Annotated in this window: 25 protein-coding genes and 2 tRNA genes; 3 read left to right on the top strand and 24 right to left on the bottom strand. The window is 43.4% G+C overall.

What is annotated here, in order from left to right; translation table 11 throughout:
* Nucleotides 1–64: 64 nt before the first annotated feature.
* From EFA47_RS13235 to EFA47_RS13280, 10 genes are all read right to left on the bottom strand, one after another.
* Nucleotides 65–694, bottom strand: a complete 630-nt coding sequence (locus EFA47_RS13235; protein WP_206215531.1) for a lysophospholipid acyltransferase family protein — start codon at nucleotides 692–694, stop codon at nucleotides 65–67.
* A complete protein-coding gene (locus tag EFA47_RS13240; protein ID WP_122643710.1) occupies nucleotides 627–1,988 on the bottom strand; it encodes a glycosyltransferase in 1,362 nt (453 codons plus the stop codon). The genes EFA47_RS13235 and EFA47_RS13240 overlap by 68 nt, the downstream gene beginning before the upstream one ends.
* 94 nt (nucleotides 1,989–2,082) lie before the next feature.
* Nucleotides 2,083–2,592, bottom strand: a complete 510-nt coding sequence (locus EFA47_RS13245) for a DedA family protein (protein WP_122643711.1) — start codon at nucleotides 2,590–2,592, stop codon at nucleotides 2,083–2,085.
* A 678-nt stretch (nucleotides 2,593–3,270) separates the two neighbouring features.
* Nucleotides 3,271–4,677, bottom strand: coding sequence for a glutamate synthase-related protein (locus tag EFA47_RS13250; protein WP_122643712.1), 1,407 nt, complete (start codon nucleotides 4,675–4,677; stop codon nucleotides 3,271–3,273).
* A 297-nt stretch (nucleotides 4,678–4,974) separates the two neighbouring features.
* The gene (locus EFA47_RS13255; protein WP_122643713.1) at nucleotides 4,975–5,682 is read right to left on the bottom strand and encodes a 3'-5' exonuclease; all 708 of its coding nucleotides are present in this window, start codon (nucleotides 5,680–5,682) and stop codon (nucleotides 4,975–4,977) included.
* 8 nt (nucleotides 5,683–5,690) lie between these two features.
* Complete coding sequence (locus EFA47_RS13260) at nucleotides 5,691–6,368, bottom strand: HAD family hydrolase (protein WP_268888468.1); 678 nt, start codon at nucleotides 6,366–6,368, stop codon at nucleotides 5,691–5,693.
* A complete protein-coding gene (locus EFA47_RS13265; protein ID WP_122643714.1) occupies nucleotides 6,361–6,591 on the bottom strand; it encodes a hypothetical protein in 231 nt (76 codons plus the stop codon). Before EFA47_RS13265 ends, EFA47_RS13260 begins: the two co-directional genes overlap by 8 nt.
* A gap of 39 nt (nucleotides 6,592–6,630) precedes the next feature.
* Entirely contained in the window at nucleotides 6,631–7,212 is a 582-nt protein-coding gene (locus EFA47_RS13270; protein WP_122643715.1) for a xanthine phosphoribosyltransferase, read from the bottom strand.
* A 48-nt stretch (nucleotides 7,213–7,260) separates the two neighbouring features.
* Entirely contained in the window at nucleotides 7,261–7,884 is a 624-nt protein-coding gene (locus EFA47_RS13275) for a YesL family protein (RefSeq protein ID WP_235853262.1), read from the bottom strand.
* A gap of 189 nt (nucleotides 7,885–8,073) precedes the next feature.
* Nucleotides 8,074–8,144: transfer RNA gene (locus tag EFA47_RS13280), tRNA-Gly, on the bottom strand.
* Nucleotides 8,145–8,439: 295 nt separating this feature from the next.
* Between EFA47_RS13280 and EFA47_RS13285 the strand changes: the two genes are divergently transcribed.
* Both EFA47_RS13285 and EFA47_RS13290 read left to right on the top strand, forming a co-directional pair.
* Nucleotides 8,440–8,682, top strand: a complete 243-nt coding sequence (locus tag EFA47_RS13285) for a hypothetical protein (protein ID WP_122643717.1) — start codon at nucleotides 8,440–8,442, stop codon at nucleotides 8,680–8,682.
* A 134-nt stretch (nucleotides 8,683–8,816) separates the two neighbouring features.
* Nucleotides 8,817–9,104: a DUF6465 family protein gene (locus EFA47_RS13290; protein ID WP_122643718.1), complete on the top strand. Its 288-nt coding sequence runs from the start codon at nucleotides 8,817–8,819 to the stop codon at nucleotides 9,102–9,104.
* A gap of 106 nt (nucleotides 9,105–9,210) precedes the next feature.
* On the opposite strand, the gene EFA47_RS13295 is transcribed toward EFA47_RS13290, so the two are convergent.
* The 14 genes from EFA47_RS13295 to murB all read right to left on the bottom strand — a co-directional run bounded on the left by EFA47_RS13295 (nucleotide 9,211) and on the right by murB (nucleotide 23,552).
* A complete protein-coding gene (locus EFA47_RS13295) occupies nucleotides 9,211–11,325 on the bottom strand; it encodes a glutamine synthetase III family protein (protein WP_122643719.1) in 2,115 nt (704 codons plus the stop codon).
* Nucleotides 11,326–11,474: 149 nt separating this feature from the next.
* Nucleotides 11,475–12,341, bottom strand: coding sequence for a class II fructose-1,6-bisphosphate aldolase (gene fba, locus EFA47_RS13300; RefSeq protein WP_122643720.1), 867 nt, complete (start codon nucleotides 12,339–12,341; stop codon nucleotides 11,475–11,477).
* A gap of 245 nt (nucleotides 12,342–12,586) precedes the next feature.
* Nucleotides 12,587–12,898 (bottom strand): PTS sugar transporter subunit IIB, encoded by a 312-nt coding sequence (locus tag EFA47_RS13305; protein ID WP_122643721.1) that lies wholly within the window; start codon nucleotides 12,896–12,898, stop codon nucleotides 12,587–12,589.
* Nucleotides 12,898–13,206 (bottom strand): PTS lactose/cellobiose transporter subunit IIA, encoded by a 309-nt coding sequence (locus tag EFA47_RS13310; RefSeq protein WP_122643722.1) that lies wholly within the window; start codon nucleotides 13,204–13,206, stop codon nucleotides 12,898–12,900. Before EFA47_RS13310 ends, EFA47_RS13305 begins: the two co-directional genes overlap by 1 nt.
* Before the next feature lie 13 nt (nucleotides 13,207–13,219).
* Complete coding sequence (locus EFA47_RS13315) at nucleotides 13,220–14,611, bottom strand: glycoside hydrolase family 1 protein (protein ID WP_206215532.1); 1,392 nt, start codon at nucleotides 14,609–14,611, stop codon at nucleotides 13,220–13,222.
* Nucleotides 14,589–15,983 (bottom strand): PTS sugar transporter subunit IIC, encoded by a 1,395-nt coding sequence (locus EFA47_RS13320; RefSeq protein ID WP_122643724.1) that lies wholly within the window; start codon nucleotides 15,981–15,983, stop codon nucleotides 14,589–14,591. Before EFA47_RS13320 ends, EFA47_RS13315 begins: the two co-directional genes overlap by 23 nt.
* 120 nt (nucleotides 15,984–16,103) lie before the next feature.
* Nucleotides 16,104–18,023, bottom strand: a complete 1,920-nt coding sequence (locus EFA47_RS13325) for a BglG family transcription antiterminator (RefSeq protein WP_164690001.1) — start codon at nucleotides 18,021–18,023, stop codon at nucleotides 16,104–16,106.
* Nucleotides 18,024–18,145: 122 nt separating this feature from the next.
* Nucleotides 18,146–18,217, bottom strand: a tRNA-Glu gene (locus EFA47_RS13330).
* A gap of 103 nt (nucleotides 18,218–18,320) precedes the next feature.
* Entirely contained in the window at nucleotides 18,321–19,073 is a 753-nt protein-coding gene (locus EFA47_RS13335; RefSeq protein ID WP_122643726.1) for an EFR1 family ferrodoxin, read from the bottom strand.
* 351 nt (nucleotides 19,074–19,424) lie between these two features.
* Nucleotides 19,425–20,348 carry a diacylglycerol/lipid kinase family protein gene (locus EFA47_RS13340; RefSeq protein ID WP_122643727.1) on the bottom strand — a complete coding sequence of 308 codons (924 nt, stop codon included), beginning with the start codon at nucleotides 20,346–20,348 and terminating at the stop codon, nucleotides 19,425–19,427.
* 191 nt (nucleotides 20,349–20,539) lie between these two features.
* Complete coding sequence (locus EFA47_RS13345) at nucleotides 20,540–20,797, bottom strand: HPr family phosphocarrier protein (RefSeq protein WP_122643728.1); 258 nt, start codon at nucleotides 20,795–20,797, stop codon at nucleotides 20,540–20,542.
* On the bottom strand, nucleotides 20,794–21,753 hold the full coding sequence (whiA, locus tag EFA47_RS13350) for a DNA-binding protein WhiA (protein ID WP_122643729.1): 960 nt from the start codon (nucleotides 21,751–21,753) through the stop codon (nucleotides 20,794–20,796). The genes EFA47_RS13345 and whiA overlap by 4 nt, the downstream gene beginning before the upstream one ends.
* Nucleotides 21,754–21,766: 13 nt before the next feature.
* On the bottom strand, nucleotides 21,767–22,645 hold the full coding sequence (gene rapZ / locus EFA47_RS13355) for an RNase adapter RapZ (protein ID WP_122643730.1): 879 nt from the start codon (nucleotides 22,643–22,645) through the stop codon (nucleotides 21,767–21,769).
* Nucleotide 22,646: 1 nt separating this feature from the next.
* On the bottom strand, nucleotides 22,647–23,552 hold the full coding sequence (murB, locus tag EFA47_RS13360; RefSeq protein WP_122644541.1) for a UDP-N-acetylmuramate dehydrogenase: 906 nt from the start codon (nucleotides 23,550–23,552) through the stop codon (nucleotides 22,647–22,649).
* A gap of 511 nt (nucleotides 23,553–24,063) precedes the next feature.
* Here murB and EFA47_RS13365 point away from each other — a divergent pair.
* Nucleotides 24,064–25,371: an HlyC/CorC family transporter gene (locus EFA47_RS13365; RefSeq protein ID WP_122643731.1), complete on the top strand. Its 1,308-nt coding sequence runs from the start codon at nucleotides 24,064–24,066 to the stop codon at nucleotides 25,369–25,371.
* The last annotated feature ends 121 nt before the right edge of the window (nucleotides 25,372–25,492 follow it).

Raw genomic sequence — 25,492 nt, forward strand, 5'->3', positions numbered from 1 at the left:
TGCATAGGGGTCTGTCCCTTTTGCATAGGGGTCTGTCCCTTTTGCAATTTGCTCTGTCCCCTTTTTAAATTTCCTTTACCAGTATACCACATTCCTTTATATTTGCATTGGAAGGAAGTTCTGGAATATGCTTTTTGTCTACTTCCCCGTAATTATGGACTGCAACTGTGACTGTAGAAAATGGCAGGGGTACCACATATCTGTCCCACCTCCAGACAAGGCGGAGTTTTGATGAGTAGGAAACTGCAATTCCAACAAAATCTTCACAGGCCTGTTCTGACATATAAAATGCAAGTTTTTTAGGTTCATGCCTGGGGCCCAGAGGGCCGTCCAGAGCCACAGCGATAGAGCGTGCCCGTTCGTAGGAATTCTGAAGAATTGTTTTTAGGACCCCAAATGCCGCAAACCCGTCTGGTACTCTTAATGCATGGCCGCCGCAAAACTCTACCATATCTTGAATATAATCTCCCCTTTTATCGGCAGTGATAATTACATCCACAGGATTTGTCTGTTTTGAGAGGTCCGCCAGAACAAGATTCATAAAGAAACTATCCTCGTGCCAAAATCCGAATACTTGGTTCCCGCAGCACATTGTATTTTCCACCCACTGTATTGTCACTGTCTTTTCAAGAAGCCTTAAATATCCCCTGAATAAATTCATCAAAACGCACTGTCCGATTTTTCTCACTCTCATATTCCGTCCCCACTTTCTCCTTTTCGCTGATACACTGGGTATACAACAACTCTTCATACAAAGCCAGCCTGGATGAATGTAACCCCGATGCTGTGGCTTCGGCCTGTATTTTTAACTTTTTATGGTTATTCTCCTCTATGGCTTCCAGAATTTTCTCTGTCCATTCTTCTACATTTTCTCTTGTAGCATAACCGTTTTTTCCATCTACAATTATGTCCTCTACCCCTGTGCCCTGTACTGCAACAACCGGTACGCCTGATGCAAGAGCTTCAGCCAGGACAATCCCCTGGGTCTCCGATGTGGAAGCAAATAAAAACAGGTCACACGCGGCAAGATAGTTCTTTAGTTCTTGATTATCCACATTACCCATAAACAAAACCTCTTTAGAAATCCCCAGGTCTCCAGCCATCTTTTCCAGCTGGCTGTGCATACTGCCTTCCCCTATAAATAAGACCCGAAATACTCCCCCTATTTTTTCTTTAAGACATGCAATTCCTTTTAATAGAAAATCTGGATTCTTTTCTTCCTCTAAACGTGAAACCGTACAAAACAAATATTGGCATCTACTCCCGAACCGTTCCCTCAATTCTTTTATTTTCTCTTCTTCTTTTATAAAAAAGGAATCTTCCAACCCCGTCGGAAATACAGCGGTTCTAGTTTTAGTACCGTTCTTCTTTATTCTGTCTGCCATCCCTGCACTGGGGGATAATATCAAATCACATTGATTCGTAAACCACCGCATATACCAGGGAACTAACCTTTTCCTCGCCATATCAGTCCACCCCCTGCATATCTTGCTGCTTATGCTCCTCCATCCACAGCCTGTCCCTTCACTCCTGCCCTGGCTGGCTCCTGTATCCCTCTCCCTAAATGGCCTGAGATAGTGCAGGTAGTCCTCATATCGTGTATGATATGTATAAATAACAGGAAGGTGATACTTTTTTCCAAGGTACAATGCCACCGGCCCTGTAAACATGGGATGATGTACATGGATACAGTCAAACCTCTCTTTTTTGAAGCAATCCAGTATTTCCCACAGGATCAGCCTGGGAAAAATCATGCCATTTTCCATTCTGTGGCTGCCCGTACGGTAACGGACCACCCTGGGCTGCGCCTCCTCGGGATTTGAATAATTTATGCCTATACCTTCCTCCCTGCTGTCTCCTCCATAGTCAGGGGCAAATACAGCCACGTCATGCCCAAGACACACAAGTTCCTTAGCCTGACGTTCCACGGAGACAGGCACTCCCCCTATAAATGGCTTATAATTATTTGTCAACATTGCAATCTTCATCTTATGCCTCCCATCTCTTTTACCGCCCTGCATAGTCTGTCAATTAATCAGGCATGGCGCCTTTTCCTATAAGTTTTTTACTTTTCCTCCATGATTACGCCAGTACTTTTATTGCCGCCTCTCCAAAAAAGTAGCCTGCTCCCACGAATACCAGATTCCAAATAAAAATCCCAAGTGCTGAACTCACTGTATATTTCATAAAATCCATCTTTACCATGCCGGCCGGAATGGATATAATGGTGCGCACCATGGGAAGAAGTTTACTAATGAATACACCTATACATCCCTTTTCCCGGAGCATCGCCATCTTTTCTTCAATAACATCTTTGTGCTTGGGGAACTTCTTGAAATACCATTCCATCACCTTCTGCCCTCCCAGCCTTCCAAGAAAATAAAGAAGCCAGCTTCCTGTCAGGCCTGCTGCTACAGAGAGCAGCATAACCATAGGAAAACTAATCTCTCCTTTTGCTGCCCATATGCCTGCCAAGGGCATAATCACACCTGCAGGAAAGCCAGGAAGATTCATATATTCGAGAAGCACAATCAGAAAAATAAAAAAAGCGCCATATTGTAAAAAATATTGTGTCAGCATCTGGATATTCATAGAAATGCCCTCCCTTCATTGTATTAAGAATAAAATAGAAATCTAAAGGTGACGGCTATAAGAAGCAAAAGAAATTCTTAAGAAAGTATAAGATTTTATGAATGATATATCCTTCAGATACACGGCTGTATCTGGGGCAGTCCCCGCCTCCCTTTCACACGGCCATATTGACCATAGGGAAGCACTGCAAAATTTGTATACATAAAAGCTTTTGAACCCCGCTTTTCTAAAACCTTTTTTGTAAAAATCCCAGTAGAAATATTTATTGAACTGCTAATGTTCAATAAGTATAACCTGATCGGACACAGTCCGCCTGCCCCTTTGGGGCCTGCTTTAAGGGATGCCCTTTGGGTATAGATATAAAAACAAAAAACCCCATACAGACATACGGGGGATTAAACAACAGCAATGTATATTTTTCCAAAAAATGTTGCATGAATCATGGGTTTTGGACATTCTGGAGTAGTAAATACCATGGATAAAGAATACAGCCAGTGCCAAAAGAAGGTAGAATCATCAATACAGAGGACTCCTGCCAGTAAGAGGACAATAAGATATATTTATTGAACTGCTAATGTTCAATAAGGTATAAAATGCCGGGGATAAATATGGGGAAAAAAGCTTCTCCCTATATTTATCCCCGGCATCCGCCATAACATCAATTACAATCTATCACTTTTACGCGTGGGGAATATCTGTATATTCAGAGATCTCCCTGCTAGTTGTACATAGATCCTCATATCCCAATTCATGTATATCTTCATGTCCCGTAATTCTTGCAAATGTCCTAAGCTCTTCAAAACTACAGTTCAAAAAGTTCCCTACGCGCTGCGATGCGGCATCAATCTTCAGCCTTTCTCTCAGTTCGGGATTCTGTGTTGCAACCCCCACAGGACAATTCCCACTGCCGCATATACGGAATTGCTGGCATGCAGCAGCGATAAGGCCTGCTGAAGCTACTGCTACAGCGTCTGCTCCCATAGCAATTGCTTTGGCAAAATCAGAAGATACTCTAAGTCCGCCTGTAATAACCAAGCTGATATCATCCGCCCCAACTTCTCTTAAATACTTTCTTGCCCTGCATAATGCATATATGGTAGGTATACTAGTAGCATCCCTCACTAAGCGGGGACTTGCCCCTGTAGCTCCTCCACGCCCATCAATGGTGATAAAATCAGGCTCTGCAAAGACACAATATTCCAAATCCTTTTCTATCTTCCCTGCTGCAATTTTGATTCCTATAGGACGGCCCCCTGACCCTGCCCTGAGCTGTGAAACTAAATCTTTCAGATCTTCTTTACTGCGTATCTCCTCAAATTTAGAGGGACTAATAATATCCTTTCCCAGCGGCTTATTCCTGACCGCCGCAATTTCTGACGTCACCTTCTCCCCGGGAAGGTGTCCCCCCATCCCAGGTTTGGTCCCCTGGCCAATCTTTATTTCTATGGCATCGGCATTCTGCAGGTTCTCCGGTGTTACGCTATATTTATTAGGAACATATTCAAATATGTACTTATGGGAAGATTCCATCTCTTCCGGCAGAATACCTCCCTCCCCGCTGCACATCGCAGTCCCTGCCAGGGCAGCGCCTTTCGCCAGGGCAATTTTAGTCTCTCTCGAAAGAGCCCCGAAAGACATGTGTGAAATATAGGCAGGCCCCTCAAGAACCATAGGTTTTTCTGCCTTTTTCCCTATCACTGTCTGTATATTTACAGGGGCATGTTCATCTAAGGGCGGAGGATTTAACTGAGCGCCCAGAATCAAAATATCATCCCAACCCGGCATCGGCATTTTCGTTCCCATAGCCTCGATAATGGATTTTCCACTCACAGCCATCTGATGAATCTCTTCCATATAGCGGCAGGAATCATCCCGTCTGTAAAACTCAGCCGGATATGATAATAGGCTGCTTTCCTTTTCCACTGAAGGAATTTCATGTCCGCTGCCCTCTGCCGGATCATCTTCCTTATGGAATACCCTTACGGGCTGCCTGCACACTGGACAGGCTGTAAGCTCAGAAAAAGGGACATCCTCTTTCTCTTCATCATAAATAAAGCCACAAATACCGCATTTATACTTCGCCATCTTATTTCCCCCTTTTATTTTTATATTGCGCAATACCCGTCCTCAAACCAACATAATTTATCCAGAGGCATCCCATGCCCTTAAAGGCAAAAGGATATTTAGGCATCCTGCATAGTTTTCCTTATTGAACATTAATAGTTCTACAAGTATACCTAAAAACAGCCTTTCCCCTGGCAGACAGGCTTACTTCTTAGAAACCAAAGATGAATGTATAGCGTTGTATCTATTATAGCTGGTATAAAATAGTCAGTCAATACAAATAGTAACAATTACTATTCCTGTGCTATAGCCTCTTACTTATCTGGCTATATGGCCATTTAATAGATCATCGATCATTTTGGATGCTTCACTACGGGTGATTTTCCCTGGCTCCCACTCCAGATCCAGCTTTTGCCCACGGATCAGCTTCTGCAAAAACTGTATTTGTTTCTGTGTGGCCGGCGCACTCTTCTTCTGCTTATAATTGAGCTGCATAGGGCAAAACAGCCTGGGTTCCCTGGGTTCAAAATAATGGGCAAGGGTCTGGTAAAGTTTGGCCGTGGCAAGAGCATCGTGGTATGCCCGGTGGGCAGATTGATTCTCAATCTGGTAATATGAGCACAGACTCCCCAGGCTCTTAGATTCCATATTTTTATGTACTTTGCGGGCAATTCTAAGTGTGTCAATTCCAGACTTTTCAAACTGCAGTCCTTCTGCCAGTGCACTTATCTTCATAAAGCTGTAATCAAAGGATATGTTATGGCCTATCAAGATATCTTCCCCACAAAATTCAATGAATCTTGGTATAATTTCACTCCTTGTCCCTGCACCTTCAACCATCTCGTTGGTAATGCCGGTCAGTTCCTCCACTTCAGGCGAAATCTGCCCAGTGGGCCTGATAAACTCCATAAACCGCTCTGCAACTTTTCCTTCCCTTACCTTCAGGGCCCCAATCTCAATGATTTCATTTTGTTCCGGATTTAGACCGGTGGTCTCCAAATCAAACGCAATATAAGATTTTAACATAATGTCTCTTAATTTTCTCCTGCTTTAAGTAATTCCAACACATCCCAGAGACTATCATACCGACGCCAGGCCAGTCCCAGTATTTCTGCATCAGGCTCTACCAAATCTGGAATAATGATGGCCCGCATTCCGGCAGAACAAGCTGAACGGATACCAGCCGGGGAATCCTCCAGCGCCAATGCATAACGTGGTTCTACCTGAATCTCCAGACATGCCCTGCGGTAAATTTCTGGACTTGGTTTTCCCTCTGACACCATATCTCCATATACGGCGCCCTGAAAATATTCCATCAGTCCCTGCCTTTTCAGCATATCACTGGCATGTTCCCTGCGCGAAGATGTGGCAAGGGCAATCCTGTATCCCTGGGCAGATGCATATTTTAATATTTCCTCTGCACCGGGTTTCTTTTCCAGTCCTTCACTTTCTATAATGTCATGATATCTTTTTCTAGTCATATCCGTAAATTTTCCCATTGGGAAACTGGGACTGACATTCTCTTTGAAATACATCTCCCGCCTTTTCACATTAAATCCAATTGTATGGTAAATATGGCTTCCAAAATGTTCATATCCAAGCTTCTGCCCCGCCCATTCCCAGGAACGCTGTACTACCCTTTCTGAATCAAAGAGAAGTCCATCCATATCAAAAACCAACCCAGATACCGGCGGGTATATCTGGCTACTCAAAGTAAATCCCCTTGCCTGTACAGTCATTAATATAGGTTACAATTTCTTCCAGTTTACGAACTGCCTCCTGCATCTCTTCAAAGTCATCCCCCCGAAGCTTTTTATAGACTAACGCCCCTTTTACTTCCTTGAGCATCTTGATCAGTTCCTGGTTCCTTCCATCCATGCCTGTCTCTCCTTTCATCAAAGCAGCCTGCATTTTATGGCCTCTGCCTACAGACATCCTCCGCATTTTCCCGAAAAATATTGTTGCCCTTAAAACTTACTGCCTGCTGAATTGTATCTCCCCCGTACTTGCATCCATCCCTTCTATGATGGCCAGGGATTCCAACTGGAACCCAAGATTCCGTATAATTCTGCCCCCTGACTGAAATCCCTTTTCAACAGCGATTCCGATCCCCTCAACTGTCGCCCCTGCTGACTGTACAATCTGGATGAGTCCCTGAAGCGCGCAGCCATTTGCAAGGAAATCATCAATAATCAGGACATGGTCGTCCGGTGAAAGAAATTTCTGCGCTACAATTACATGATTCCTGCACTTATGGGTGAAGGACTCGACTTCCGCCACATACATCTCCCCCTCCAGGTTTATGCTTTTTGATTTCTTCGCAAATACAACCGGCACCTGGAAATGCTGCGCAGCAATACAGGCAATTCCGATCCCAGAGGCCTCAATGGTCAAAATTTTGTTAATAGGTTTTTCTGCAAAACGCTCCTTAAATATCCGGCCCATCTCGTTAAACAGTCCAATATCCATCTGGTGGTTGAGAAAGCTGTCCACCTTTAGTACATTCCCCTCCTTTACAATGCCGTCCTTTAAAATCCTTTCCTCTAATACGTTCATTATATCCTCCTTTCAAAGGGGTCTGACCCTTTTGAATTCCATTATCTCCTAATTCTCGTTTGTTTGAAATATTTCGAAAACTTTACGTAATATAAAAGAATTGGCCCATGCCACAAGAGCCACCCCGATTACCAGCCACAATGATAATCCAATCATCAGATTTCTCGTATTGAGAAGAGTCAAAATAACAGGGCCCGCCGTCACCACTGCCATCAGCAATGTATAGGGCAGCCTGGCCACAAACAAAATCAATGCATTCTTCAGTGTATTTTTCACGGTGTTCTCATAACGGGCCGTCAAGGGGAATGCATAGTTTACTACACATAGCCAGACAAATCCTAGCAATAGAAAAACACTCTGGAATACAGTCCTGAGGCTCCCCTCCATAGAAACTATCAGCCTGGAGTCTATCCAGATACATCCGCCTAAAACAGCCAGTATACACCATAAAATTGTACTTTTTTTAAGATTCTCTTTAAATGCTGCCAAAAATCCCCTGGCTATATACCCTTCCTCATTCTTTACCAGCTTCAGGGTAACAGTATAGAGTGCGGTAGTAGAAGCGCCAATAGTAATGATAGGGACAGAACAGACAATCCACAAAATATTCAGCATCATCAGGTCACATATTTTGCTCAGGCAGCGTGTCACAATATTATCAGTCCAATTCATATTCATATCCTCTCTTCTTTCCGATTGTTAAACAGGCCAAACTCTATGCTTCATCTAAATTCGACAAATTCATGAAGTAAGTATATCACACTATTCCCAAAAAATCAGCCGGATTCTTGTGATAGATGTTAGATACTATAAAAGCCTTATATCACTTCGGCGTTCCGAAAGATATAAGGCTTTTTATAAAGCGGGTGATGGGAATCGAACCCACGTATCCAGCTTGGAAGGCTGGTGTTCTACCATTGAACTACACCCGCATCATCTCTGACACGAATGATATTTTATCATAATCTTTTTCAAATTACAACACTTAAAAAAACTTTTTTAATTTTTTCATCATCCCTGCCGCCAGCCGCATCCTGTCTATCGCTTTGCTGATCACAGGAAATAAGGCTGCAGCCCCATCCATACATGATACTGTGCTTGTCATTTTATCCAAACTGGACTATCATATAATATAGGGATAGATAATTTTGCTGCCAAAGGCGGGCATATCCGGTTTATCCCTGCTATTGTCAGCACTACATATTCACAGGAAGGAGCATAGATAACATGAATCTCAGCCAGATTGCCATGCTGCAGAAATTTAAAAGCAGTATGGAACAATTTCGCCGCAGCCACCCCAAATTTCAACCCTTTATCAATACTGTATCAAAAAATGCCTTGATGGAAGGCACAATTATTGAAATACATGTAACAACGCCAGAGGGGAAAAACTACTGTTCAAATATCAAATTAAAAAAAGAGGACATAGAATTGATACATACACTTAAGGATGCATCCTCACATATTTAATGTATTTTTCAGCATACAGCCAGTTCCCCTGGTTCTGGCCCCTGTACTGGAGGCGGCCATATAAAGAAAATTTCAGGCACTAAATATGCAGGCGGGACAATCCAGCCTGTGTATAACCACAAAGGAGGGCAATAATGAGCAGAAGAACAGACAAAAAAAAATTTAAAAAACAACTCCAGGCAGCACCTGGGCAAAACGCAAGCACTACAGCAGGCGCTGGCCAGGAGCCTGTAATCAATTTTTATATCCAATATCAGAATACTGAATACTTGTCCAGAGATATCATCCATATGATCCGTCAAAAGTGCCTGGCGGACGAAACAGAGGACATTGTGGAAAAAGAAATAAATATTTATCTGAAACCTGAAGATAAAAAGGCTTATTATACATATAGAGATGTAAAGGGCAGTATAGACTTATAAAATATGTCCCTGCATACAGCACACTTTCTTTTCCTGCAGGACTTATATTGCTGCAGTGCCTGGGGTTAACCCCCAGGCACGATTCCGCTTCATTGGTACCTATGTATTATACTTCAAAAATCAGGTCTCCATAGGAAGGCATTGGCCACACATCTTTATCCACAATCATTTCCAGCTTATCTACCGGTGCGCGCAGAACCTCCATTGCAGGGACAACTTCAGAATAATAGAAATTGGCCTGGACTGCCCCCTCCTCTTTTTTTGCCGCTTCATCAGCAAGTACTATCAGTGCATTCAGCGCCTGTTTCGTTTCCAGCAAAAGTGCGGAGACCTCCTTTAGCAGTTCTGACTGTACGGTTGCGTCGGCTCCCGCCTCCCTGACTGAGATCACTGTATCTGACAGTATTTTTGTATAATTCATGATAGCAGGGATAATATGCTTACTTGCCATGTCTATCATTGTACGCGCTTCAATATTAATCGCCTTTGCATAAGATTCATACTGGATCTCTGCCCTTGACTCTAACTCCGTCCTTGTAAAAACATTAAATTTCTCGAAAAGCTGTACAGCCTTATCTGTCGTCATTGCCGGAATCGCATCAACCATTGAGCAAATATTAGGCAGGCCACGCCTTTTTGCCTCCTCAACCCATGCCTCAGAGTATCCGTCTCCGTTAAATACAATTCTCTGGTTCTCAACAGCATATTCCTTGATCAGGTCATGTACGGCCTTGTCAAAATCATCTGCTTCCTCCAAAACATCGCATACGTCGGAAAACGCCTCTGCCGCTATAGTATTGAGCACTACATTGGGCGCTGCTACAGAATCCCGTGAACCCACCATTCGGAATTCGAATTTATTTCCTGTAAATGCAAAGGGTGATGTCCTGTTCCTGTCCGTAGCATCCTTTGCAAGATCTGGCAGAGTCTTCACCCCTGTCTCTAGTTTGCCGCCTTTGAGACTGTGGGTGGCCTCACCTGTGCTGATTAACTGCTCCAGCACATCCTCAAGCTGTTCACCCAGGAATACAGATATAATAGCCGGCGGAGCCTCATTGGCCCCCAGCCTGTGGTCATTGCCCGGGTCAGCGGCAGATTCACGCAGCAAATCCGCATGCTTATTAACTGCTTTCAGAATACATGTCAGCACAAGCAGGAACTGCGTATTCTCGTGGGGCGTCCTGCCCGGCTCCAGCATATTAATGCCATCGTCTGTAATCAAGGACCAATTATTGTGCTTTCCTGATCCATTCACACCTGCAAATGGTTTCTCATGAAGCAGGCACTTCATACCGTGCTTTCCGGCAATACGCTTTAAGGTCTGCATAATCAGTTGGTTGTGGTCTACTGCAATATTTGCCTCGGCATAAATGGGAGCCAGTTCATGCTGCGCAGGCGCCACCTCATTATGCTGCGTCTTAGCTGACACCCCGACTTTCCATAGCTCTTCATTGACATCCTTCATAAACGCCGCAATCCGCTGGCGTATAGTCCCAAAATAGTGGTCATCCAATTCCTGCCCTTTTGGCGGCATGGCGCCAAACAACGTGCGTCCCGTATATATTAAGTCTTTTCTCAATCTGAACTTCTCTGCATCTACCAGAAAATATTCTTGTTCGGCCCCCACAGAAGGTGTCACCTTCTTCGACGTTGTATTGCCAAAAAGCCTAAGCAGCCTAAGCGCCTGGATATTTACTGCCTCCATAGAGCGCAGCAGAGGAGTTTTCTGATCCAACGCCTCTCCTCTATATGAACAAAATGCTGTTGGAATACAGAGTGTGGCCCCCGCCGCATCCTGCCTTACAAAAGCAGGTGATGTACAGTCCCATGCAGTATATCCCCTTGCCTCAAAAGTTGCACGGAGGCCTCCAGACGGAAAGGATGATGCATCTGGCTCCCCCTTAATCAGCTCCTTGCCCGAGAAGCTCATCAGTACTTTGCCGCTGGGAAGAGGTGCCGAAATAAATGAATCATGCTTCTCGGCCGTCACTCCTGTCAGGGGTTGGAACCAGTGTGTATAGTGGGTCGCCCCCTTCTCAATTGCCCATTCCTTCATCTCATGGGCAATTACATCTGCAGTCTCAAGATCCAATTCCTTCCCCTCTTCTATAGTTTTCTTCAGATTTTTGTAGATTTTTTTTGGCAGACGCTCCTGCATGACAGTATCATTAAATACATTTTCTCCGAAAATTTCCGCTACATTGATCAATTCACTGCCCATAATCTTTCCTTCCTCTCTGCTTCCCTATATTATAAAAAAGGCACTCCAAAATATTTTGGAACGCCTTTGTTTATATTTACCTTTGCTAGTATAACTCACCTGCCATAAAAAGGCAAGCAAAAATATTATTTTTACTGAAACATATGCAACTATTCAGCTTTGCCAACTGACCCAAAAAGTTCCATCTTCTCTTTTACAGTTTCCATAATAGCATCTGTACCCGGCTTAAGCAATTTACGCGGGTCAAACCCTTTGCCTTCCAGATCCTTCCCTGACTCAACATATTTGCGGGTTGCTGCTGCAAATGAGAGCTGGCATTCAGTATTGACATTGATCTTTGCCACACCCAGGTCAATGGCCTTTTTGATCATGTCCTCAGGTATGCCTGTACCACCGTGGAGCACCAGAGGCATATCTCCTGTAAGCTGCTGGATTGCATCCAAAGTTTCAAAGCTTAATCCTTCCCAATTCTCAGGATATTTCCCATGGATATTTCCAATTCCTGCTGCCAGAAAATCAATTCCCAGGTCAGCAATCATCTTGCACTCTTTGGGGTCTGCACATTCACCTCTGCCAATAACGCCATCCTCTTCGCCGCCAATAGATCCTACTTCTGCCTCCAGCGACATGCCATGCTCTTTTACGATCCCTACAAGCTCCTTCGTTTTGGCAATATTCTCCTCGATGGGATAGTGGGACCCGTCAAACATGATGGAAGAAAACCCTGCTTCCACACATTTCATGCATCCTTCGTAGCTGCCGTGATCCAAGTGCAAAGCTACTGGAACTGTTATATTGAGCTCTTCCAGCATACCGTTCACCATGCCCACAACCGTCTTATATCCTGCCATATATTTCCCTGCGCCTTCAGATACGCCTAAAATAACTGGTGATTTACATTCCTGGGCAACTGTCAGAATCGCCTTTGTCCATTCCAGGTTGTTGATGTTAAACTGCCCTACTGCATAATGGCCAGCCTTTGCTTTCTGAAGCATTTCTTTTGCTGATACTAACATATTCTCTTCCTCCACTTCTATACACTAACCCGCAGCTTGCCTGCGGAGCCGCCTGTAAAGGCATAAGTTACAGGATGCCTCCCGGAGAAACTCTGGTTTTGCGGACTTCCCCACATCGCCGCCCCGTTTGGGCATATGCAGGTGCCTCCACGATGCCACTGCAAATCCGTCGGCACCCCACTTGTTTCATTATATCCTATCAGAGGAAAAAAGACAATCCGCAAAAAGCATTTTTGGCCTGCCTTTCATCGCCCTGCCTGGGCCATCAGCTCCTGGGCCTGCTTTACAACCGCCGCCCCATTCATGCGTCCGTAATCTTTCATATCGATCACTGCAACAGGGACGTCTCCCGCAATTTTTGACACATTATCCTTTTCAAAACGAATCTGGGGCCCCAACAAAATACAGTCGGCCTCTGGGACAATGCTCTCAGCCATCTGGATTCCTACGGCCTGTATTGCACACTCAAATCCTTCCTTTTTAGCAGCCTGCTTCATCTTTTCTACCATCATGCTAGTTGATAATCCTGCAGCACATATTAAATATATTTTTTTCATTAATTTAACCTCCTGTATAATTCTACCATTTCTTTAGCCAAATCCACAAAAGTAATACTGTTCATCAAATGATCCTGTGCGTGGATTAGCAGGATGCTGAAGGGCGCTTTTTCCCCGTTTGCCTCTTTGACAAGCAGCTCAGTCTGCGCGGCATGTGCCTTTTGCTGCATTTCCTTTGCTTCATCTAGCTTTTTCACGGCTCCGTCAAAATCACCCTTTTTTGCCATCTGTATTCCTTCAAAGGCAAGTGATTTTGCCTCCCCGGAATTTACAATTATATTCAACAAATATTCTTCTTGATTCTCCATGCGTTTTATACTCCTATTCACTGCACATATCTGACAGGGATATTTCACCTTTTATGAAATCCCTGTACCAATATCCGCTCTTTTTAATGCTGCGTTTTAGAGTCTCAAAATCAACTCCCACCAGTCCATATCTTTTCTGATAGCCATTTGTCCATGACAAAAGGTCAATAGCCGACCATACATAATAGGCAGCAATATCAATTCCCTGCCTGCTTAAACCTTCAATCACATTCAGGTGCCTGCTTAAATATGAGATTCTCTCATCATCCTGGAACTCCCCGGCTTCATTCATTTGGTCGTCAAATCCAATCCCATTTTCAGCAATAATAATTTCCTGCTTCCCATAATCATTATAAATTTGCCTGAGAAGATTTTCAACTCCAGACGGGTAAATTTCCCATCCCCATTTTGTGTACTCCCCATCGGGAACCCTGACGTAGGAAAATCTGTCTTCTATATTCTCACTGTCCAGTTTCCCTGCCTTTACAACTCTCCTCATATAATAATTAATACCGAGATAATCCCCTGTATACTCCTCCATTAGCTGGTAGTCTGTATCTTTTATAACAGGGGCGTGGTACGTTTTCTGGCAGTATTCCAGCATCTCAGGTGGATAGTGCCCTGTCAGGGCCGGACGTATGTACCAGTCTGACAGAAAATCATAAGCAATTTTTCTAGCCTCCAAGTTTTCTGGTGTCTCCTCCAGCACGTCAACAGGCATGGGGTTGAGGACAATTCCAATTTTCCCCTCCATATCCATTTCCCTAAACAACTTAATCGCGCGGGCACTGGCCAGGTTATAATGATGAGATACCTGTATGGCATGCCCATAATTTTTCTCCTGAGGGGGGTGGGTCCCCTGGATATATCCCTCTATTACTTCAGAGGCTGGCTCATTAATTGTAGCCCACAGCCTGACTCTCCCTTTAAAATGGCTAAACAGAATACGGCAGTACTCCAGATAATCCTCAATAACTTCCGGGTTAAGCCACCCTCCCTTTTTCAATAGAGGCAGCGGCAGGTCCCAATGATATAAGGTCAGGTAAGGTTCTATTCCATACTGATTCAATGTATCTACTATAAAATCATAGAAATCTAGTCCTTTTTGGTTGATCTCCCCTGTCCCCTCTGGCAAAATCCTGGACCATGAGACAGAAAAACGGTAACTCTTCAGTCCAATCTCTTTAAAAAGCTTTAAATCTTCTGCCACATGGTGATAATGGTCCACCGCCCTGGAGCCATCATAACCCAGATCATTTAATTCATAATATTCATCCCAGGAATTTTTTCCTTTTCCATCACAGAAAGCGGCTCCCTCTACCTGATAAGCAGCCGTGGCCGCTCCCCAGAGTATTTTACTTCTGACATCCTCCTGCTTCATTTTATTCGCCTCCTTCGTTTCCATCGCTGGCCTCCATGTCCTCTAAAACCAACTGTTTTTCATAGGATTTAAAGAATGGATACCAGATAACCAAGTCTACTATAATCAGCAGAATCACCCATATAAATGCTTTGAAATCCATGGTGGATATGGCTGCCCCTATTGGAGCGGGTGTCGTCCATGGCACATAGGTAAAAGTCTTTCCAATGATATCCACATACATAATTAGATATGTGAGAACCCCGTTTACTGTTTGGGCCAGAATAAACGGAATGGCAAGCGTAGGGTTTAAAACAATAGGGGTACCGAAAATCAAAGGTTCATTGATATTGAAAATAGAGGGCACAATGGCCAGCCTTCCCAACGTTTTCAGTTGTTTCGACTTGCTTCTGAGCATCAGTATATTCAGTCCGATTGTAGCGCCGGCACCTCCCAGGATCATGAAAAATGCCCTAAATGGTTCCGTATAAATATACTCCGGCATCAGTCCCTGGGTCACCAGTCCGGCGTTAGCTGTCAGGTTCCCCAACTCAAATGCCCCCACTACGCCACTTACTATGGAGGATCCGTGGAGTCCCACAATCCAGAGCACCTGTGTCACTACAGAAATCAAAATAATCCCGAAGGGAGAATCCACCGCAACAACCAGTGGTTTAAATAAGGCTTTGATCAACTCGGGAATCAATAATCCACCGCTTACCTTCTGTATGAGCAGGCTGATCAGAAAAATGCCTACTGCATTGATAACTAATGGAATAATAGAAGCAAAGGATGCCTTCACAGGCGCCGGTACTGCATCCGGCATTTTAATAAACATGCCTTTCTCCTGCAGAAGCCGCGTTATCTCAGTAGTAAGAAGGGCAAGTATGATGGCAGTAAAGATCCCCTCTGCACCCAAAAATCCCGTTGGTATTAAGACTGCCTGGTTTGCCAGCACCTCTTCCCCTGTCATCTGCGCTGTAATCCCTGCGGACATCACCCCCATATCAGAGGGCGCAGAAGTGATCATAAAACATACTGCTGAAATGATCATAGTTCCAACGGGATCCATTTTGTATGATTTTGCCAGAGAGTGTGCAATGGCCAGGCAGATAAACATAGCCATCAACCCCATAGACGCCCTATACAGAAGTTCAATCTGCATCCCGTGTGCTACTGCCCACTCTTTCCATGCTATGAGAAACTTAAAAATAAAATTTGTGGGTTTCATAGTATCCAGGTTGACCGGCGGTGAGGTGACAATTAGCGTCATGCCTCCTAAAAGCGCCAGCGGCGTAGCGGCCACCATTCCGTCTCGTATAGCCTTTAAATGCCGCTGTTGTGAAACCTTATTGCCGAGCGGTATCAGCTTAGAATCCAGAAATTCCTCAAACCTATTTGTTTTTGCTGCATTCATTTCGTTCTTCCTCCTCTGGTATCTCTTTTATAATTCCATATTAGCACCTCCCTTATTTATCTCCAGCCAAAAAAAGTCCACATTCAATCTGGAAAATTTGAATGTGGAACTTATCTCAATTCATGCATGTCCTAAAAAGGCGTCAAGGCTTTTTTTATTTATTAAGTCCTGCACAGCGCTCTCATCCATGAGGAGCCGCATCGTTTCCTGATAAAACCTTTGGATGTTCTGATCCTCCCGGCTTCCCACGGATATCATAAACACTGCCTGCACAACATTCCTCCCCCAGTCGATAGGCTGGCTGAGAATCCCTACTGCCACAAATGTTTCCCCACTCATAGCTTTATATGGATGGGGCATGGCAGCCAGGTTCCCGTAATCTGTAGTTGAAAGCCTCTCTCTGTGGAGCACAGATTCCTCAAAGCCTTCCGGCAGTTCCCTCACCGTCTGACAGGCCTGACATAAATGGTGGATTACCTGCTCCTTTGTATTGCCGCTGATCTGGAAAAAAAGCTTTTCTGAAAAATAGCCTCTCAAAAATCCATGGTTTCCCCTCCCCAGAATACGCCTGATATTTGCAATATCCTGACTATCTAAAAATAAATTCACCTCGTAAACCGGCACCGGCACCGGCTCTTTAATTGGTACAGTCGTGAATACATAATCTATAGCATCAAAATTCATATTACCCAGCTCAAATAGGTTGCATATTTCGATCTTATTAATATATTTCCCAAACTCCTGCCTGTACTTAAAGGTCAAAAGCTGTGAGCTTCCCTTCCCCGAACTGCACACGATCAGAATATTACTGGGTTCCACATCGGGCTGCTGCTCTTCCAGCGCCAGTGCAAATATGAGGGCCAGATAGCCTGTCTCGTCCATGGGAATCTCTTTTTTATAATGTTCCTGCAGAATGACAGATGTACGCTCTGCAATGGTATAAGCGAATGGATAATTTTTTTGAATATCACTGAGCAGAGGGTTCACAAGAGGTATGTTATACTTAAGCCTGATGTCTAAAGGTACCATGTGCTGATTAAGGAGCATCAGCAGATCAAAGTTGTACCGCAGATCCAAATTAAACTCACCGCAGGCTGTCTCTACCATCTCCTGAACTAGATTATTTAGTTCTTCCCTGAAAACCAGATTCCCCTCTCCGCTGCTTCCTATCGTACGTTTGCCTGCCAAATGAATAGCCAGATATTCTTGTTCATCCGCGCTCATTTGAATAGGGTAATATTCCTCCAGTTTTTCCCGCAGGCACTCCACAAACTCAATATTGGACCTGTCAATCTGCACCTGGCTGCCCTCTGCAAATTTAATTTCTCTGCCAAGCCGGATCCTCCTGACTGAGATATAAATATATTTGAGAAAATTATAAAACTGCATCTCTGTCAGGGAGACTCCCTGCTCTTTCATCAGCCCTTGGACGATATAAGCCAGTCTTTCCATCTCCTGGTTTTGTGTGCCCCTGAACATTTCAGAAGGTTTTTTCTGCTCCATAAACAGATCTACGAGGCAGTCTCTGATACTGGTTTCTTCTCCATAGGCCAAAATCCCATACCCAGGCCTTCTTTTTATTTCTATCCCATACTGCCCAAGAATACTCTCTGTATTTTTCAGTGCTGTCTTCACACCACTTTCCGAGACATACAAGGCTTCGGAGAGTTCAGCGATTGTAATATAGTCACTGCGCCCAAGTAGATAAAACAGCAGAAAATCCGTACGCTCGCCGGGGGTAGAAGGTATAGGCCCATTCACATCTTCACTTTTTACCGACGAAAGAAGCTGCCTGACTTCCTTTTGTGATCCTGCCGCCAGCCTGAAGCCGAATCTAGGTTTCGATTCTATCTCAGCAGAAGCCGTACCTGCCTGGTTTAATACTCTGTTTATATTTTTAATCCGGCTTCTGACCGTCTTACTGCTGCATCCCAAATCAGCCGCAAGATCCGCCGCCGTCATATACTCCCCGGAAGCAAGAATATCGAGAATCCTCCATTCCTCCCTGCTGAACATAATAAACCACTGCCCCCTTCCCACTGTTTAGCTCCCTGCGCATTTTCCTTTCTCTAATAGTATTTTGATTACCTTACTATCTTTCTATAAATTAAAAAAAGCCGGAACCCATATATCTATACTGGGTTACCCGGCATTTTCCAAAATGACTCCAAGGGGAATCGAACCCCTGATTCCAGCGTGAGAGGCTAGCGTCTTAACCGCTTGACCATGGAGCCACAAAAATTTTGCTCTCACAAGCGATTTTCATTATACTATGTCTTTTTAAAATATGCAAGAACTTTTTTCAATTTATTATAACTTTTTTAATGTCTGTTTGTATCAGATAGCTTTTTTGCAAGTATAACGCGGCAGTCCTTGACTATGTTTTCCGTATTCGATTGCTTCACACGGGCAACCACAGATACATGCCATACAATGAGTACAATTTTTTCCCCATATCGGTTTTCTGTTTTTAATATGAATATTATTAAGAGGACATACACTGACACATTTACCGCAAGAAATACAATCATCAGTGGCATAAAATTTTTTTGCACGAACAAATATCGGGTAAAATAAATCGTTTATAATTCCACTATTTATTTTATCACGCAAAGAAATGTTCGATCGGGTAAGTTTGTCCCCTTTTTTGATATAAAGCGCTGTGTTATTTATCACACTTTCTGCCTGTTCTATAATCCGAAACGCCTGTTCTTCTGTGGGACAGGAAAACAACGCTATATAATTTTCTGGCATTACAATTTCTGCACACCCATAATAATTCATGCCCTTTTGAACACACAATTTTTCAAGATATTTCCCTGCGTTCCCAATGCTTCCACCGCAGGTCATGACAAAATAAATATCTGTATTCCTTACAAAGTTCGTTTTTTCCAGCCATTCTTGGACAATACGCGGTATCCGCCACGCATAGGTTGGTACAACAACTACCCATGGACATTCAGAGGTCATTTCGGAAATGTCTTTATTTCTTATTTTGTCAAAAAGGTTTACTGCTTCATCGTTTATTTCCTTTCCTATTCGTTTTGCAACATATTCACTATTTCCTGTTCCTGAAAAATATAAAATCATAAGCCGTTTCTCCTTTATGATTGAGTAATATGCCGTATTCCCTCTTAAATCCGATTGACTAAATCGTTAATTTCTTTCCATTTTGTTTCATATCTTCCATTCCTTTTGTTAATATTTTTTAACCATTATACAAAAAGCCGATTAGAAAAACAACATTGGTAAAGAAAGCCGTTACCAAAAAATCAAGTTATCAAAACAGAATAGTAAAAACTGTGAGTTTTACCATGTATCACGTTCAGCCATTAGTTATATGAAGTATAGATAACTGATACGGCTGAAAATGTTGCTGAATGAAGGGACATAAAGGAAATGAAAGGAAGTACGGATTCACGCTGGTCAGGGATTTTTGGTTCATACATTCCCTCTCTCTGATAGATTCTCAACCATATCCTCTGCCACCATAATCTGAAGTCCTTGTTTCTGGTTTCTGATTCGTACAAGGTCATGGCCTCCTCCGAATTCCCCATCCAGGGTCCAAGGTATCTCCTCCACAGATTCAAAACAAATATCCCCACTTTTAAATGAATACATGTGCTTAGAATCAATCTGCTTAATTACCAGGGAGGCAATAATCTCATTGAGCTCTATAGCGTTCTTCGGAGTTTTAATTAAAGTCACTTCAAATTCTCCGTCATCAAATACCACGTCTTTCCCGATGATCCCACGGAACCCTCCTACAGAACGGGAGTTCGTAACCATACCGAATACAAACTCTTCCTCCAGTGTTTCACCGTCATGGGTCACCCTGATGCAATACGACGGCACATTAAATATACGCTTTGTTCCCTCCAGCACATATGCCAAATGCCCCAACACATTTTTCATACTCTGCTTAGTCTCGTAGGATACATCTGTAAACAGGCCAAATGCTGCAATATACACAAAGAAATCATCATTAAAAACGCCCACGTCACATGGAAAGGGCACGCCATTGACTGCAGTGTTGGCAGCTTCAAGCATATCCTTAGATATATGGAGGCTGTTCGCAAAATCATTTGTGGTCCCTGCCGGAATATACCCTACCGGCACCTGCCTCTCCCTTTTGAGCATACCTGTCACCACCTCATCCAGTGTGCCATCTCCCCCGCTGCAGACAACCAGATCATATTCTTCCTCAAAAGAGTTTGTTTTTTCGAGAGCATCATGGCAACCCTGGGTAGGATGTACAGTGACCTCATACCCCCCTTTTACAAATATATCTAATACATCTGAAAGCTTAGGTTTAAGCAGACCTGTGCCTGCATTCAGATTATAAATAAACAACATCTTTTTCATAGCAATCCTCCATTATACCCCATGTCCACAGATCTTGCCGTGAACCTGCCCTTCCTAAAATGCAGCCTGCAGTTCCCAGAAGGTTTTATAGCATAGAAAAGCCAAAACTTCCCTATATCATAAAAAGGCCGTACAAAAGTACAACCTCTTTACGGAATACTCTTTTTAATTCTATCTCAAGCCCCTGCTGCCTACTTCACTTTCCTGAAAAAAGTCTTGATGCCTTCGGCAGCCTTCTTTTCATCTTCCCCTTCTGTGACTACTGTCAGTTCTTCCCCTTCCAGAAGGTTCAGGCTCATCATTCCCATAATACTTTTTGCATTGATCTTTTTATCATCTACCTGAATATACACTGAACTTGCGTACTGACTTGCCTCCTGTACCAACAAAGCGATCGGCCTTCCGTCCATTCCTTTGCCATGTCTTACAACAACCGGTGTTTCAATCATAATAATCCTCCTTGCTTTTGCCTAACCTTCTCTGCCATTTCGCTCAGCTTCCGAAGCCTGTGGTTCATGCCAGACTTTCCAACGGGCGGTGATAAGAGTTCTCCCAACTCTTTCAGTGTTGCATCAGGATGGGAAAGGCGGGCAAGCGCTGCTTCCTCCAGTCCTTCCGGCAATCTTTCAAAACCTATCGTATCTCTCAGATATGTAATATCCTCCATCTGCTTTACTGCAGCGGATACTGTTTTGTTAATATTGGCAGTTTCACAATTCACCTTTCGGTTTACTGTATTACGCATTTCCTTCAGAATACGGACATTCTCCAATTCCATAAGGGATATATGCGCCTCCATAATATTCAGGATATCTACTATCTGGGCCCCCTCCTTAAGATACACAATGTAGGATCTTTTCCTTTGGACAATCTTGGCATCCATAGAAAACCCACATATCAGTTCTTGAAGCTGATGTGCTATCTTTTCAGAAAAACAGACAATTTCAAAGTGGTATGACTTATTCGGATCGCTCATAGAGCCTGCCGCTAAAAAAGCGCCCCTGATAAAAGAACGCCTGCAGCAGTTTTGCTGCACAACAAGGGAATTGGCTATATGGATTTCTCCCAATTCACCTCTGCTTTCGTCTATCAGTTTCGTTGCCTGAAGGATCCGCAGTGCATCTCTATGCCGTTTTACAACAACCATATAAGATACACTTTGCTTTGAAATATTCCTCCTGATAGAGATATCAGCTTCTATATTAAATGTTTTTTTTACTAATGTAAAGCCTTTTCTTGCAACAGCAGAATTTTCCGATTGGATTTTAATACTATATTTCCCGCCGTCTCTGACAGCAATAATCCCGCACATACTGATTAAGGCCGCCAGTTCAGCAATCTGACAGTGTCTTGCCGTATTCCATTGTCTTGAAAGCTCTTCTTTTACATTACCAGAAAATGACATGACCAGCTCCTGTTTATCTCTCTTTCGTTATATCATCTTTCCCGATATCTCTGTGTTCGATACGTACCCCATAATTTTCCTTAGGTTCCAAAAATTTGTAAAGTGCGTTTGCAAGAGTAACCGAGCGATGCTTCCCGCCAGTACAGCCTATCGCCGCAACCAACTGGTTTTTTCCCTCCAGTATATAATTTGGAATCAGAAATTCGATCATTCCTGTCAGCCTGTTTAAGAATTCCTGCGCCTTTTCATTATCCATCACATAATCCCTTACTTCAGGGTCATTGCCTGTCTTGGGCCTAAGTTCCTCAATATAGTATGGGTTCGGAAGAAATCGGACGTCGAATACCAAGTCAGCATCCTGGGGAATGCCATATTTGAAGCCAAAGGACATCACTGTAATATACAGGTTCTTAAAGTCCTTGCCCTGCACAAAAATTTTCTCCAGCTCCATGCGCAGTTCCCTTGTAAGCATCTTACTTGTATCAAGTATATACGCTGCCTTCATTTTTAAGAACGCAATTTTCTCTCTTTCTTTTGCAATACCTCTATCGATATGTCCCGTCCCGCCCAGGGGATGCTGCCGCCGTGTTTCTTTGTATCTTTTTACGAGCACGTCATCTCCTGCGTCCAAAAACAATATTTCATACGGAATACCCATTTCTTCTATTTGCTGAAGCTTTTCATCCAACCCTTCAAATGCCTGGCCCCCCCGTATGTCAATCCCCAGGGCAACCTGGTTTATCTCCGCATCTGGGGTAGAGAACATCTCCGCAAACTTTGTCATAAAAGGAATGGGCAGATTATCAACACAAAAGTACCCCATGTCCTCCAGCATTTTTAAGGCTGTTGACTTCCCAGCACCTGACATGCCCGTAACAATTACAAATCTCATATCAGAATTCTCCTATCCGTTTTACCTCAGGCTCCAGCCTGACTCCCGCTGTGGCCTCCACTCTGTCCGCAACTTTCCCCATTAGAGATATGATATCTGCGGCCGTCGCATTCCCTTTGTTAATAACAAACCCGCAGTGTTTCTCCGACACTTGGGCATCCCCTATCTGGAATCCCCGCAGTCCTGCCTCTTCAATCAGCTTCCCCGCAAAATACCCCTCCGGACGCTTAAAGGTACTTCCTGCGCTAGGGTACTCAAGAGGCTGTTTTGCCACTCTGCGTCTTTTCAAATCTTCCATATATGCCTGTATATCTTCCCTGTCTCCAGATGCCAGCCTGATAACTGCGCCAAGGACAATGTAGTGGTTAGCGGCGACAATGCTGGTCCGGTATCCCAGTTTAAGTTCCCCTGCCTTAAGTTCCATACACTGCCCTTCTGGAGTTATAATCTCAGCACTTTCTAAAATATGCTTCATTTCGCCTCCGTAAGCGCCTGCATTCATCATAACAGCCCCACCCAGAGTTCCCGGTATGCCGGACGCAAACTCAAAACCTGTAAGTCCATTCTTCAGTGCCTCCGCAGCTATTTTAGACAACAATGCCCCAGCCTGTGCATAAATTCTATTTCCCTCAGTCCGCACCGCGTCCATGTTCCTGTAAATCTGGATTATAACCCCCCGGTATCCCTTATCTCCCACCAAAAGGTTGCTGCCATTGCCCAAAATATAATAGGGTACGGAAGCATCCCTGCATATAGCTATTGTCTCCTTTATCTCTTCAGAGCCGGACGGACGCACAAAATAATCTGCAGGTCCTCCTATCCTAAATGTCGTATGCCTGCTCATCGGTTCATCTATAAGTACCTGTTCTTCCCCCAGTAAATCACATAGTTTTCTGTGTAGATCCATAAATGTACTCCATTTCATTTGAACTATTCTTCCCACAATCATACAACAATCCATCTCTAAATTCAACCACAGGATACTTGCAAATTCCCTATAAATGATGTATATTGGTTAAGTATATATACCTTGAGATACCCCCTGCCAGGCAGGCGGGCACCTACGTTTTCAATAGGGCGATTCTTATTGGACTGCCAATGTTCAATAAGAGGACATACTTATCGGACTGATAATGTTCAATAGGATACGCTCATTGAACTACTAATGTTCAATAAGACGACATACTTATCGGACTGATAATGTTCAATAAGATGACATACTTATCGGATTGATAATGTTCAATAGGATATGCTTATTGAACTGTTAATGTTCAATAGGATACGCTTATTGAACTGTTAATGTTCAATAGGATACGCTTATTGAACTGTTAATGTTCAATAGGATACGCTTATTGAACTACCAATGTTCAATAAGATATGCATAGGAATATTTCATAAATAAAGGAGTGAACAGACAATTGGACTCGAGTGACGCCATACAATTTGTCATATTGATTGTACTATTATTTTTATCTGCATTTTTTTCTTCTTCAGAGACAGCGCTTACGACCGTAAATAAAATACGTATGCGTTCGTTAGCGGAAGACGGAAACAAAAAAGCACAGCTTGTACTAGATGTTACGGAAAACCATTCCAGCAAAATGCTGAGTGCCATATTAATCGGCAACAATATTGTGAATATCTCAGCGTCTTCACTTTCCGCCACACTGGCTTACAGCTTTGGCGGTTATATGGTCAGCATTGCGACTGCCGTGCTGACAGTTGCCATCCTTGTATTCGGGGAAATAACCCCTAAGAATATGGCCACGCTGCATGCAGAAAAGCTGGCATTATCTAACATCCGCTTTATACGTGCATTTATGACGCTGATGACCCCTGTTATATTTATCATTAATCTTTTCTGCCGTGGGATTCTGCGCCTGCTGCGTGTTGACCCGAATGCCAAGAATAGTGCCATGACAGAAGATGAGCTGCGTACCATCGTTAATGTGGGCCATGAAGATGGGATTATTGAATCTGAAGAAAAAGAGATGATTTATAATGTTTTTGATCTGGGAGATGCCCGGGCAAAGGATGTTATGGTCCCACGTGTCCATGTAACATTTGCAGATGTGAATAGTACTTATAAAGAGTTAATCGAAATATTTAAAGAAGATAAATTCACCCGGCTTCCAGTTTATGAGGATACAACTGACAATGTTATCGGTACTATCAATATGAAGGATCTTCTTTTGTTTGAAAACAGAGACACTTTCAGTGTGCGCGACATCCTGCGTGAGGCCTATTTTACTTATGAATATAAGAGTATCTCCGAACTTCTTGTTGAAATGCGTGACGCCTCTTTTAATATTGCAGTAGTGCTGGACGAATATGGGGAGACAGCAGGACTTATTACGCTGGAGGATATACTGGAAGAGATTGTCGGTGAAATCCATGATGAGTATGATGCTGAAGAGGAAGATTTTTTCCGTCAGATTAGTGAAAATGAATATATTGTAGAGGGTTCCATGAGCTTGGATGATGTCAATGACCGGCTCGGCCTCGAATTAGAATCAGATGATTATGATTCATTGGGTGGTTTTATTATAGAGAATCTGGACCGCCTTCCTGAATTGGGAGATGAGGTCCAGACCGGCAATGGTATGAAACTTGTTGTCGAATCCCTGGATAAAAACCGTGTTGAGAGTGTCCACCTTTACCTCCCAGAGACAGATGTACCAGAGGGAACCACGGAAACAGAAAAGGATTCCAGCGAAAAGGAATAAAACAAATTTGCCCCTTGGGCATGTATCAATTATGAGAATGTGCTTTGGCACATTCTTTTTTATATGCCTTTATTTAGCATGTAAAAAGCAGAGTGTCAATAGGATTACAACTTATGAAATT

The organism is Luxibacter massiliensis (assembly GCF_900604355.1).
Lineage (GTDB): Bacteria > Bacillota > Clostridia > Lachnospirales > Lachnospiraceae > Luxibacter > Luxibacter massiliensis.

Excerpts from the sequence above, each read along its gene's own strand:
- EFA47_RS13235 (WP_206215531.1), bottom strand. The coding sequence starts at position 694 with ATGAGAGTGAGAAAAATCGGACAGTGCGTTTTGATGAATTTATTCAGG.
- EFA47_RS13240 (WP_122643710.1), bottom strand. The coding sequence starts at position 1,988 with ATGAAGATTGCAATGTTGACAAATAATTATAAGCCATTTATAGGGGGA.
- EFA47_RS13245 (WP_122643711.1), bottom strand. The coding sequence starts at position 2,592 with ATGAATATCCAGATGCTGACACAATATTTTTTACAATATGGCGCTTTT.
- EFA47_RS13250 (WP_122643712.1), bottom strand. The coding sequence starts at position 4,677 with ATGGCGAAGTATAAATGCGGTATTTGTGGCTTTATTTATGATGAAGAG.
- EFA47_RS13255 (WP_122643713.1), bottom strand. The coding sequence starts at position 5,682 with ATGTTAAAATCTTATATTGCGTTTGATTTGGAGACCACCGGTCTAAAT.
- EFA47_RS13265 (WP_122643714.1), bottom strand. The coding sequence starts at position 6,591 with ATGTCTGTAGGCAGAGGCCATAAAATGCAGGCTGCTTTGATGAAAGGA.
- EFA47_RS13270 (WP_122643715.1), bottom strand. The coding sequence starts at position 7,212 with ATGAACGTATTAGAGGAAAGGATTTTAAAGGACGGCATTGTAAAGGAG.
- EFA47_RS13275 (WP_235853262.1), bottom strand. The coding sequence starts at position 7,884 with ATGAATTGGACTGATAATATTGTGACACGCTGCCTGAGCAAAATATGT.
- EFA47_RS13285 (WP_122643717.1), top strand. The coding sequence starts at position 8,440 with ATGAATCTCAGCCAGATTGCCATGCTGCAGAAATTTAAAAGCAGTATG.
- EFA47_RS13290 (WP_122643718.1), top strand. The coding sequence starts at position 8,817 with ATGAGCAGAAGAACAGACAAAAAAAAATTTAAAAAACAACTCCAGGCA.
- EFA47_RS13295 (WP_122643719.1), bottom strand. The coding sequence starts at position 11,325 with ATGGGCAGTGAATTGATCAATGTAGCGGAAATTTTCGGAGAAAATGTA.
- fba (WP_122643720.1), bottom strand. The coding sequence starts at position 12,341 with ATGTTAGTATCAGCAAAAGAAATGCTTCAGAAAGCAAAGGCTGGCCAT.
- EFA47_RS13305 (WP_122643721.1), bottom strand. The coding sequence starts at position 12,898 with ATGAAAAAAATATATTTAATATGTGCTGCAGGATTATCAACTAGCATG.
- EFA47_RS13310 (WP_122643722.1), bottom strand. The coding sequence starts at position 13,206 with ATGGAGAATCAAGAAGAATATTTGTTGAATATAATTGTAAATTCCGGG.
- EFA47_RS13315 (WP_206215532.1), bottom strand. The coding sequence starts at position 14,611 with ATGGAAACGAAGGAGGCGAATAAAATGAAGCAGGAGGATGTCAGAAGT.
- EFA47_RS13320 (WP_122643724.1), bottom strand. The coding sequence starts at position 15,983 with ATGAATGCAGCAAAAACAAATAGGTTTGAGGAATTTCTGGATTCTAAG.
- EFA47_RS13335 (WP_122643726.1), bottom strand. The coding sequence starts at position 19,073 with ATGATTTTATATTTTTCAGGAACAGGAAATAGTGAATATGTTGCAAAA.
- EFA47_RS13340 (WP_122643727.1), bottom strand. The coding sequence starts at position 20,348 with ATGAAAAAGATGTTGTTTATTTATAATCTGAATGCAGGCACAGGTCTG.
- EFA47_RS13345 (WP_122643728.1), bottom strand. The coding sequence starts at position 20,797 with ATGATTGAAACACCGGTTGTTGTAAGACATGGCAAAGGAATGGACGGA.
- whiA (WP_122643729.1), bottom strand. The coding sequence starts at position 21,753 with ATGTCATTTTCTGGTAATGTAAAAGAAGAGCTTTCAAGACAATGGAAT.
- rapZ (WP_122643730.1), bottom strand. The coding sequence starts at position 22,645 with ATGAGATTTGTAATTGTTACGGGCATGTCAGGTGCTGGGAAGTCAACA.
- murB (WP_122644541.1), bottom strand. The coding sequence starts at position 23,552 with ATGGATCTACACAGAAAACTATGTGATTTACTGGGGGAAGAACAGGTA.